This is a genomic window from Candidatus Deferrimicrobiaceae bacterium (assembly GCA_035256765.1).
Classification (GTDB): Bacteria; Desulfobacterota; Deferrimicrobia; order Deferrimicrobiales; family Deferrimicrobiaceae; genus CSP1-8.
Window position 1 is genome coordinate 1 of record DATEXR010000034.1, and the last position, 1,488, is coordinate 1,488.

General features: G+C 66.1%; 1 protein-coding gene. It reads left to right on the top strand.

Annotated elements, in window-relative coordinates; genetic code table 11:
* Positions 1–177 precede the first annotated feature (177 nt).
* Entirely contained in the window at positions 178–1,344 is a 1,167-nt protein-coding gene (locus tag VJ307_01240) for an MFS transporter (GenBank protein HJX72751.1), read from the top strand.
* Positions 1,345–1,488 lie beyond the last annotated feature (144 nt).

The following is a 1,488-nucleotide window of genomic DNA, read 5'->3' on the forward strand; positions in this document are numbered from 1 at the left end:
ACCGAGAGCGTCGATGCGCCGCGCCAGCAAGGCGCGCGACTGAGGCATACCGTTGAGTATGGTGAAGAAGCGCAACGAAGCGGGAGCGGATGCAGCGGCGCTCGAATGCCAAGGTATTTGCGAGACGGTGCACTAGGGGGGGGTGCGATCGGGGCGGGCGGATCTCGGAGGAGCGCGATGAAGGTCGGCAGGCACGTCGGTCTCCAGGCGCTCATCTTTTTCCTGGTCTCCTCCGCCTTCGCCACGATCTACATCACCCAGCCCGTCCTGCCCGTGATCCGGTCCGAGTTCGGGGTGAGCGCGTCGACCGCCTCGCTCACGGTCTCCGCCGTCATCTTCGGGATCGCGCTGGCCACCCTTCCCTTCGGAAGGCTGGTGGACACGTTCCCCGTGCGCCCCATCCTGTTCACGGGCGGGACCGTGGTGATCGGGTGCAGCCTGTTCTGCGCCGCAACGAAAAGCCTTCCGCTCCTGGTGCTCGCCCGGTTCCTCCAGGGGCTTTTCATCCCTTCGCTCACCACATGCCTCGTGGTGTATCTGGTGCGGTCCCTCCCGCAGGAGCGCCTGAACGTCGTGATGGGGTCCTACGTCTCGGCGACGGTGGCGGGAGGGCTGGGGGGACGCCTGCTGGGAGGATGGATCCATCCCCCGCTCCACTGGCGCTACGCGTTCGTGACCGCTTCCGTGCTGCTTGCCCTGGCGATGGTGGCCGCCGCCCGGTTGCTGCCCAAGGAGGAAAGGGAACCGGAACCGGTTTCGGATACGACGGGATTCCTCGCGCTTCTTTCGCGCCCCGAGCTGCTCCGGACCTACTTCGTCGCGTTCGGCGCTTTCTTCGTCTTCTCCTCCCTGTTCAATTACCTCCCCTTTTACCTCGCGGGGCCGGATTTCCGCGCTTCCACGCAGGTCATCACCCTCATGTACCTCTCGTACGTCATCGGCGTGGTGGTCGGCCCGCTGGCGGGGAACGCGAGCGACCGGATCGGGAACGGGGCCACGATCGCGCTCGGCTCGGCGGTCTTCGCCCTCGCGATCCTGGTCACCTTCCTGCATTCGATGATCGCGATCATGGCGAGCCTGGCGGGCGTGTGCGCCGGCTTCTTCGCGGTGCACGCCGCGGCCGCCGGGTCGCTCAACCGAAGGCTTACGGCCGGGCGCGGGCGCGCCAACTCCCTCTACGTATTGTTCTACTACCTCGGGGGATCGATCGGGATCACGGTCAGCGGGCACGCCTACGGATACGGGGGATGGCGGCTGGTGGCGGCGATCGGCGTCTGCATGCTCTGCACCACGTTCGCCGCCGGGGTCGCCGAGATGCGGGCGGAAGGGCGGGGACACTCCTAAGATCAGGGACGTTCCTTCTATGACTGACCGGCTTGTCAAGAGGGAAGCGTAATAGCGATCAAGGTAGACGACGGTTCATCAGCCTTCTATGCGCGGGTTGGTTACCGCAGTGCGATGCTCCGGTCCGTCGGGGAGCTGCCTCGG

Excerpts from the sequence above, each read along its gene's own strand:
- VJ307_01240 (HJX72751.1), top strand. The coding sequence starts at position 178 with ATGAAGGTCGGCAGGCACGTCGGTCTCCAGGCGCTCATCTTTTTCCTG.